The following is an 8,095-nucleotide window of genomic DNA, read 5'->3' as shown; positions in this document are numbered from 1 at the left end:
ACTCCCCGCTACGCCGGTCCCCCCGTCTCGGCTCCGCGCTCCCGCCCACCGCCGGGCGTTTTACAAGGGGGGCCCGGGGGTCGCCCCCCGGCACCCCCGGGGCTGGGGCCTCCCTCGACTACGAACCCGTCCCGGGGCCGGGCAGGACCCTGATGTTCGTACCTGGCGGCGTTTCCCTGGTCAGGGCGTACCGGTAGAACTCGAAGAGATCGTGCTCCGGGCCTTGGTGAAGTCGCTTGGCGACTTTGTTGTGCGGGTAGGCGCTCAGTTCGTTGGGCATCTCGACCACCGCCGCGCTCGTCGCGGGGTCGAACGCCCACCGCCCGCCACCGTGCCGCACGAGCAGCTCACCCAGGTACGCCCCCATGCCCATGATCAGGGTGTGGTGGTATTCAGCGGGAGGATCGCCCGCCAGGAACTCGTCGCACACACCGTCCAGCCGCGCCGCCTCGGCCGACTCCCAGCCGAACGGCTGGCCCTCCGCTGCCGCTCCTCGCACGAACGCTTCGGCCAACCCGCGCATGACCTCCGCCGTCTCGTCGTCACTCGGGTCAGCACGCTTGCGAAACCGATCAAGCAAGCCCACAGTGTCGCTCCTTCGTCAGGTGCCGCGCGAAAGTCTTCCGGCAGAGCCACCCCCGGATCAAGGGCTGAGGGCTGTTTTAGGGTGGGTGACATGCGGCTTGCGGTTGGTTGTGCGATGTGGACGCTCAAGTCCTGGTACGGGCGTTTTCTCCCGCCGCAGTCGCAGTCCGCGGAGCGGTTGCGGCACTACGCCGGGTGGTGTGATGCCGTCGAGGGGAACACGACCTTCTACGCCACGCCCACTCGGGAGACCGTGGCGTCCTGGGCGGCGCAGACGGCGGCCGATTTCCGGTTCGTGGTCAAACTGCCCAAGGTCGTCACGCACGAGCGGCGGCTCGTCGACGTGGCGCAGCCGGTGCGGGCGTTCCTGGACGCGGTCGAGCCGCTCGGGTCGCGGGCGCACGCGCTCTGGGTTCAGCTGCCCGGGTCGTTCGCGCCCGCCGACATCGGCAGCCTCGCCTCGTTTCTGCGGCGGCTTCCGGCCCAGTACCGTCGCGCCGTCGAGGTGCGGCATCCCGCGTTCTTCACCGATGCCCGCGCGGCCGCCGAACTCGAGCGGGTGCTCGGCGGTGCCGAGTGGATACCGTTCGACACCACCGCGTTCTTCGGCAAGCTGCCGACCAGCGCCGCCGAGCGCGAGGCGTGGGGCAAGAAGCCGCGCATGCCGTTGCGTACACAGGCGTTGACGGAATTTCCGATCGTCCGCTATCTGGGGCGCGATGCCACCGCGGAGACCGTCGACGGGTGGCAACGGTGGGTCGAGATCACCGCCGGGTGGTTGCGCGAGGGGCGCTCACCGACCGTCTTCGTGCACACGCCCGACAACGCCGACGCGCCCGCGTTGGCGCGGCGGTTCCACGACGAGGTACGGGCCCGGGTGCCAGGCTTGGCGCCGTTGCCGGAACCCGTACCCGTGGAGCCGTTGACGCTCTTCTAACCGACCCGCCGGAAGACGAGCAGGTCGTTGGTCTCGTACTGCGGGCCGTCCTCGAGCGAAGGCAGCGCCGCCTCGATCCTGGCGAAGCCCGCCTCGACGGTCTCCGCGCTCATGAGCTCGAAGGCCGAGACGGCGCGCAGCTTCAGGCGTTCGACGTCGGCGGCCAGGCTCGGCGAGCGCTGCCAGGTGACCTGGTCGTGTCCGACCAGCGCCCAACCGGCGTCGGTGAAGTCGCTCTTCACCTGGGCCTGCGACCGGAACTGCGCCGCGTCGATGGCGCGCCACTCGGGCACGACGCGGAACCACCACGTGTCAGGCATCCGGTCGGCGAAGTTCGCCTGGACGAAGAGGGTGCCGCCCGGCTTGACGACGCGCCGCAGTTCCCGAGCGGCGGCCGCGTGGTCGACGACGTGGTGCCACACGAAGAACAGCAACGCCGCGTCACATGCCGCGTCCGGCAACGGGATCCGCTCGGCGGAGCCGGCCGCATAGGTGACGGCGGGATGTTCGGCCGCCTGCGCACGCATCCTGTCCGACGGCTCGATCCCGTGTACGGGACCACCGAACGCGTCCGCGAGCCCTGGCGTCAGGCGGCCGGTGCCGGAGCCCAGGTCGAGCCAGGTCAGCGGCCGTGTCGCCGGCAGGTGACGGGCGAACGCGTCGAGCCACGTCCGCAACGCGTCCGGCGACATCTGCCGGCCCTTGGTGTAGACGGCGTGCAGGCGTGCGTCGTAGTCGACCTTCCCCATCGCTTCTCCTATTTCCTTGGCCGGGTATGGCGTTTCCCGGGACTCGCCGTAGAAGTTCCAGTAGAAGTCGTTGATGACGGCCACGACGGGCTCATGTTCCTCGAGCGTCTCGACGCCGTTCGCCACCATCCAGTTGTGCAACTCCCGCATGGCGTACGCGGCGTCGTGGTCCTTGTTCCGTGCGACGAAGTCGCGTTCCTCGGTCGACAGGTCGAACCGCGACGAGGTGGCCAGTCCGAAATCCGCGAGATAGAGCCGGTCCCCGTCGGTCAGGATGTTGCGGAAGTGGGCGTCGAAGTGCAGCAGCCCGTTGTCGTTCAGGAAGGCGACGTCGGCGCGCAGCGTTCGTCGGACCGTGGCGCAGGCGGCGTCGGCCCGCCCCGCGGCGAGCTGGCCGGCGAGCCAGGCATCGAGCCGCTGCGGGATGTGTTCAAGGAACAGCACCACGCTGGCCGACGCCTGCTCCACGGCCTGCAAGCGCCGCCGCACCGCGGCGGAGCCGGCCCAGTAGTCGACGACCTTGTCGATGTCGGCGATCTCGTCGTCGAGCGGCGGCGCGCCGGGCAGCACACGCCAGTGGTACATGAGCGGAAAAGCCGCGGTCCGCTGCGCCAGCACCCAGTTGGTCGTCATGACATTGGCGGCGAGCTCGCGCCAGACCCCGAAACCGTTCCCGCCGTACGCGACGACGCCGTAGTGGCAGAACATCGGTAGCTCGAAGATGTTCGCGGTGGACATGACGTGCTGGGGTTGACGTTCGAGGTCGGTGAGGGCGATCCGCTTCGCGAACACCGGAACGTCCTCGACATGGAGCAGCGCCGACGTGCCGCCGACCCCGGACCCGACGGCGGGCGCCGTGGCCACGAGATGGCCGAGCTGGTGGTCGCTCAGTAGCCCCAGGGCGGTGGACACGTCGCTGTACCTCCGCACGCGAGCCCCGTGCGACATGTCTACGCCGTGTCCGATCACCCGTTTCATGCCTCCCTCGACGGTGCGCTTCAGCGCAGGCGGGTTCGCAGGAGGCAGAACTCGTTGCCCTCGGGATCGGCCAGGACGTGCCAGGGCTCGTCGCCGGTCTGGCCGACGTCGGCGGGCCGCGCGCCGAGGTTCAGGAGGCGTTCGAGTTCCGCGTCCTGATCCCGGTCGGTGGCGTTGACGTCGAAGTGCAGCCGCAGCTGGCCCGCCTTGGGCTCGGTGGTGGGGATGAAGCACAGCGTCGGCTGCAGCCCGCCGAACCCGCCCGCTGGGCCGATCTCCACCTCACCGTCGTCGGTGGTGTCGAGCACGCTGAAGCCGAGGACCTCGCACCAGAACGCCGCAAGCCGTTGTGGATCGAGGGACGGGATCACCAGTTCCGAAATCCGGGAAGCCATGATCGGCACCCTAGCCGGACACCGGTATCAGCCACGGCCGTACTCCTGTTCCCCGCGCCAGAAGAAGACGTAACCGCCGATGCCGATGAGCAGTGCCCAGGCGACGGCGAGGATCCAGAGCTGCCCCGGTGGGGAGGCGAGGTCGACGCTCTCCATCAGTGAGTGCCGGGCCAGCTCGATGTAGATCAGCAGCGGGTTGACCTTCACGATGGTCGACGCCCAGCCCGGCAGGTGCGCCTCGAAGTTGGCCACGGCATAGAGCACGCCCGAGCCGTACATCCAGGTGCGCATCACGAACGGGATGACCTGCTTGAGGTCGGTGAGCTTGGAGCCGAGGCGGGCCATGGCCAGGGCCAGGCCGGCGTTGAACACCGACTGGAGCAGCAGGGTCGGGATCAGCAGCAGCCACTCGAGCGTGAGCGGCTCCCCGCTGACCAGCACGATGCCGATCAGCACGACGACCGAGGCCACGAGGTTCTGGAACTGGGTGAGCATGACCGCGATCGGCAGCACGGCGCGCGGGAAGTGCAGCGCGCGGATGAGGCCGAGGTTGCCCACGATCGACGACGTGCCCTGCTGCACCACCGCCGAGGTGAACGTGAAGACGAACAGGCCCGTGCACAGGTAGGCGATGAAGTTGTCGACCCCGTGCCGCGTGTTCAGGATTACGCCGAAGATCAGGAAGTAGACACCCGCGTTGGCCAGCGGCGTGAGGACCTGCCAGAGCTGGCCCAGCCGGGCGGTGCTGAACGAGGCGACGACCTTCGCGTTCGCGTACTCGGTGATGAAGTAGCGGTAGGCCCACAGCTGCCTGCTGTAGGCGATCAGGTTGGGGCGCGCGCCGGCGACGTGGAGCCCGTGCCGGGCTGCCAATTGCCGCAGCTGCAGATCCGAGCCAGGCTCGGTGACTGCGGTATCGGCCATGCTGGTCACTCCATGTGATCAAGCGGAAACGTTCAGGAGCGTCGCCGTCGGAGCGGGGGCCCTCGCCGGCACCAGCAGAGGCTATCCGCGCCTACGTCGCGACGCAACCGTACCGTCGCTACGGTATATTGCCCTCGTGACGATCGAGAGTAGACGCTCCGTGGCGGGTGCCGCCGTGCTGCGGGGTGAAATTACCACCGCCCTCCGCAGCGCTCTGCTGGAGGAGCTCGCGGCCAACGGCTATGGGCGACTTTCGATCGAGGCGGTGGCCCGGCGGGCCGGCGTGGCGAAGACCGCGGTCTACCGCCGCTGGAACGCGAAGATCGACATGGTGCTCGAGGTCGTGACCGAGTTCGCCGGCCGCAAGCTCTCGTTGCCCGACACCGGCAGCCTGCGCAGCGACGTGCACCTCGTGCTGCAGATCCTGGCCGCCTCGCTCGAGCACCCGCTCGCGTCCCAGATCATTCCCGACCTGCTGGTGGAGACCGGCCGCGACCCGAAGATCGCCGAGGCGCTGCGCCGCGCACAGCAGGCGATCCAGGACGAGGTCGGCGTGCCCCTGATCAAGCGGGCGATCGAGCGGGGCGAACTGCCCGCCGACACCGACCCGGACCTCGCCATCGACCTGGTCGTCGGGCCGCTGTACTGGCGGCTGACGGTCGCCCGCCGACCCCTGTCCCCCGACGATCTCGAGAAGCTCACCGACGTCACGACGGCCGCGCTGTCCGGCGGGCAACCGAGGCCACCCGACCGGACGAACTGACCGTCCCCGCGCAACACGGCCTTGGCCCGGACGGGCTAGTGTCGTGCCCGGCCACCCCGCCCCCAAACAGGGTCGACCAGAAGGAATCCCTCATGACCGAACCCAGTCAGAACCCGATCCCGCCGGCCCGGCCGGTGATCGGCGAACGCGAGATCGAAGCGGCCGTCCGTGTGCTGCGCAGCGGCATGGTGGTCCAGGGCCCGGAGGTGGCCGCGTTCGAGCAGGAGTTCGCGGAGCTCGTCGAGGGCCGCCACTGCGTGGCCGTCAACTCCGGCACCTCCGCGCTCCAGCTCACGCTGATGGCCATGGACCTCGGCCCGGGCGACGAGGTCATCGTGCCCTCGTTCTCCTTCGCCGCGACCGCCAACGCCGTGCGCCTCGTCGGCGCCGTGCCGGTCTTCGTCGACATCGAGCGGGACAGCTTCAACGTCGACCCCGCCGCCGTCGCGGCCGCGATCACGCCGCGCACCGCCGCGATCATGCCGGTCCACCTGTACGGCCACCCGGCCGCGATGGACCAGATCATGGAGATCGCGCAGCGGCACGGCCTCGCCGTCGTCGAGGACGCGGCGCAGGCGCACGGCGCGTCGCTCAACGGCAAGCCGGTCGGCGCGTTCGGCCTCGCGGGGTGCTTCAGCTTCTACCCGACCAAGAACATGCACTCGCTCGAGGGCGGCATGATCACCACCGCCGACGCCGAGTTCGCGCGCAAGCTGCGGCTGCTGCGCAACCAGGGCATGGAGCAGCGGTACGCCAACGAGATCGTCGGCGCCAACATGCGCCTGACCGACGTGGCCGCCGCGATCGGCCGCGTGCAGCTGACCCAGCTCGCGGGCTGGACCGAGCAGCGCCGCGAGAACGCCAAGGTGCTCGACTCGCGGATCACCGCGCTCGTCACGCCGCCGGTGGCCGACGGTGCCCAACACGTCTACCACCAGTACACGGTGCGGGTGCCGGGCGACCGTGACGCCGCGCAGGCCCACCTCAAGGCGCAGGGCGTCGGCAGCGCGGTCTACTACCCGACGCCGATCCACCGCCTCAAGCCGTTCCTCGACGCCGACGGCAAGCCGGGCCCCTGGGACCTGCCGGAGACCGAGCGCGCCGCGACCGAGGTGCTGTCCCTGCCGATCTTCCCGACCCTGACGGCGGCCGAGCTCGACCGGATCGCCGACGCCGCCAACGGTGCCGGAGGTGCCCGATGACCGGATCCGTCCTGCGCGCCGGCTTGATCGGCATGGGCGCGATGGGCCGCAACCACGCGCGCATCCTGCTCGGGCTCGACGGCGTGGAGCTCGTGGCCGTCGTCGACCCGGCGGGTGACACCACCGGCGCGCTGCGCGGCGTGCCCGTCGTCCCGACCGTGGCCGACCTGCTCACCCGCGGGGTCGACTACGCGGTGGTGGCGTGCCCGACCGGCCTGCACGAGGAGGTCGGCCTGGAGCTGGCCGCCAACGGCGTGCACGCGCTGATCGAGAAGCCGCTGGCACCGACCGTCGAGGCCGGGCGCCGCCTGGTCGACGCGTTCGAGGCCGCCGGCCTCGTCGCCGGGGTCGGCCACATCGAGCGCTACAACCCGGCGCTGCAGAGCCTGCGGACCCGGCTGGAGGCCGGCGAGCTGGGCCAGGTGTTCCAGGTCGTCACCCGCCGGCAGGGCCCGTTCCCGTCCCGGATCGCCGACGTCGGCGTCGTGATGGACCTCGCCACCCACGACATCGACCTGACCGCCTGGGTGACCGGGCAGGCCTACACGTCGATCGCGGCGCACACGGCGTTCCGCAGCGGCCGGCAGCACGAGGACATGGTCACGGCGGTCGGGCAGCTCGCCAACGGCACGATCGTCAACCACCTGGTCAACTGGCTGAGCCCGTTCAAGGAGCGGTCGACGGTGGTCACGGGCGACCGCGGCAGCTTCGTCGCGGACACGCTGACGGCCGACCTGACGTTCTACGCCAACGGTGCGTTCGGCACCGAGTGGGAGGCGCTGCGCGCCTTCCGTGGCGTCGCCGAGGGTGACATGATCCGCTACGCCATACCGAAGCGCGAGCCGCTGCTCGTCGAGCACGAGCGGTTCCGGGACGCCGTCGAGGGCAAGGAGAGCGACATCGTCACGCTGCGCCAGGCCCTGCGTACCGTCCAGGTCGCGGCGGCGCTGCTGGAGTCCGCGTCGAGCGGCGTCACCGTCTCGGTGGCACCGACCACGACCGAGGCACAGCCCGGGCCGCGATGACCCCACCGGCGGCTCGTCGGGTGGTCTCGGCGGTGGGACGGCACGTCCCACCGCGGCTGCGCCTGGCCATCCGCAAGGCGGCCGCCATGCGCGAGGCCCGGACCTCGGTACGCGCGGCGTGCCTGCTGCCCCCGGCGACGCCGCTGATGGTGTACGCCGGCCGCATCCGGGACGACCGGGGCATCGGCGCGGTGGTCGACGCGCTGCCCCGGCTGCCCAAATTCCACCTGGCCGTGGTCTGCCCACCGGCGGACCACGCGGCGGTCCGGGCGCTGCTCGCCCGGGCCGCCAAGGCCGGGGTGGCCCGCCGGGTGCACCCGGTGTCGCGCCGGCGCCGGCTCGATCCGGCCTTCCTCGCCTCGGCGGACCTGGCGGTGCTCGGATTCGAACGGCCCGACGGTGACGCACCGCTCGTGCCGGCGGCGCTGGACGCGTACCGGGCGGCCGGCCTGACGATCGTGGCCGGGCACGCCCGCGCGGTGAAGGAATACCTGGCCCTGCACCACGCGGGCGAGGTGTTCGCGCCGGGCTCGCCCC

General features: G+C 70.8%; 8 protein-coding genes and 1 pseudogene. 5 read left to right on the top strand and 4 right to left on the bottom strand.

Translation table 11 applies throughout. The features are described from left to right. Nucleotides 1-118 precede the first annotated feature (118 nt). Nucleotides 119-580 carry a hypothetical protein gene (locus AB0H87_RS14520; protein WP_360144262.1) on the bottom strand — a complete coding sequence of 154 codons (462 nt, stop codon included), beginning with the start codon at nt 578-580 and terminating at the stop codon, nt 119-121. Between the two features lie 120 nt (nt 581-700). Between AB0H87_RS14520 and AB0H87_RS14515 the strand changes: the two genes are divergently transcribed. Beyond that, entirely contained in the window at nt 701-1,522 is an 822-nt protein-coding gene (locus AB0H87_RS14515; protein ID WP_360144321.1) for a DUF72 domain-containing protein, read from the top strand. Here AB0H87_RS14515 and AB0H87_RS14510 read toward each other — a convergent pair. The 3 genes from AB0H87_RS14510 to AB0H87_RS14500 form a co-directional block, all read right to left on the bottom strand. Next, a complete protein-coding gene (locus AB0H87_RS14510) occupies nt 1,519-3,183 on the bottom strand; it encodes a methyltransferase domain-containing protein (RefSeq protein WP_360144259.1) in 1,665 nt (554 codons plus the stop codon). The two genes, AB0H87_RS14515 and AB0H87_RS14510, sit on opposite strands and share 4 nt — an antisense overlap. Nucleotides 3,184-3,269: 86 nt before the next feature. Continuing rightward, nucleotides 3,270-3,644 carry a VOC family protein gene (locus AB0H87_RS14505; RefSeq protein WP_360144256.1) on the bottom strand — a complete coding sequence of 125 codons (375 nt, stop codon included), beginning with the start codon at nt 3,642-3,644 and terminating at the stop codon, nt 3,270-3,272. 27 nt (nt 3,645-3,671) lie between these two features. Continuing rightward, on the bottom strand, nt 3,672-4,568 hold the full coding sequence (locus AB0H87_RS14500) for an ABC transporter permease (RefSeq protein WP_360144253.1): 897 nt from the start codon (nt 4,566-4,568) through the stop codon (nt 3,672-3,674). A gap of 136 nt (nt 4,569-4,704) precedes the next feature. Here AB0H87_RS14500 and AB0H87_RS14495 point away from each other — a divergent pair, with 136 nt between their 5' ends. The 4 genes and pseudogenes from AB0H87_RS14495 to AB0H87_RS14480 form a co-directional block, all read left to right on the top strand. After that, nucleotides 4,705-5,331 (top strand): TetR/AcrR family transcriptional regulator, encoded by a 627-nt coding sequence (locus tag AB0H87_RS14495; protein WP_360144250.1) that lies wholly within the window; start codon nt 4,705-4,707, stop codon nt 5,329-5,331. Nucleotides 5,332-5,423: 92 nt separating this feature from the next. Beyond that, a complete protein-coding gene (locus AB0H87_RS14490) occupies nt 5,424-6,533 on the top strand; it encodes a DegT/DnrJ/EryC1/StrS family aminotransferase (RefSeq protein WP_360144247.1) in 1,110 nt (369 codons plus the stop codon). Further along, on the top strand, nt 6,530-7,558 hold the full coding sequence (locus AB0H87_RS14485) for a Gfo/Idh/MocA family oxidoreductase (protein ID WP_360144244.1): 1,029 nt from the start codon (nt 6,530-6,532) through the stop codon (nt 7,556-7,558). Before AB0H87_RS14490 ends, AB0H87_RS14485 begins: the two co-directional genes overlap by 4 nt. Nucleotides 7,559-7,590: 32 nt before the next feature. After that, a pseudogene (locus tag AB0H87_RS14480) lies at nt 7,591-8,095 on the top strand (glycosyl transferase family 1); the annotation flags it as partial.

Source organism: Asanoa sp. NPDC050611 (genome assembly GCF_040654855.1).
Classification (GTDB): Bacteria; Actinomycetota; Actinomycetes; order Mycobacteriales; family Micromonosporaceae; genus Asanoa.
This window is presented reverse-complemented; position numbering and strand designations above follow the sequence as displayed.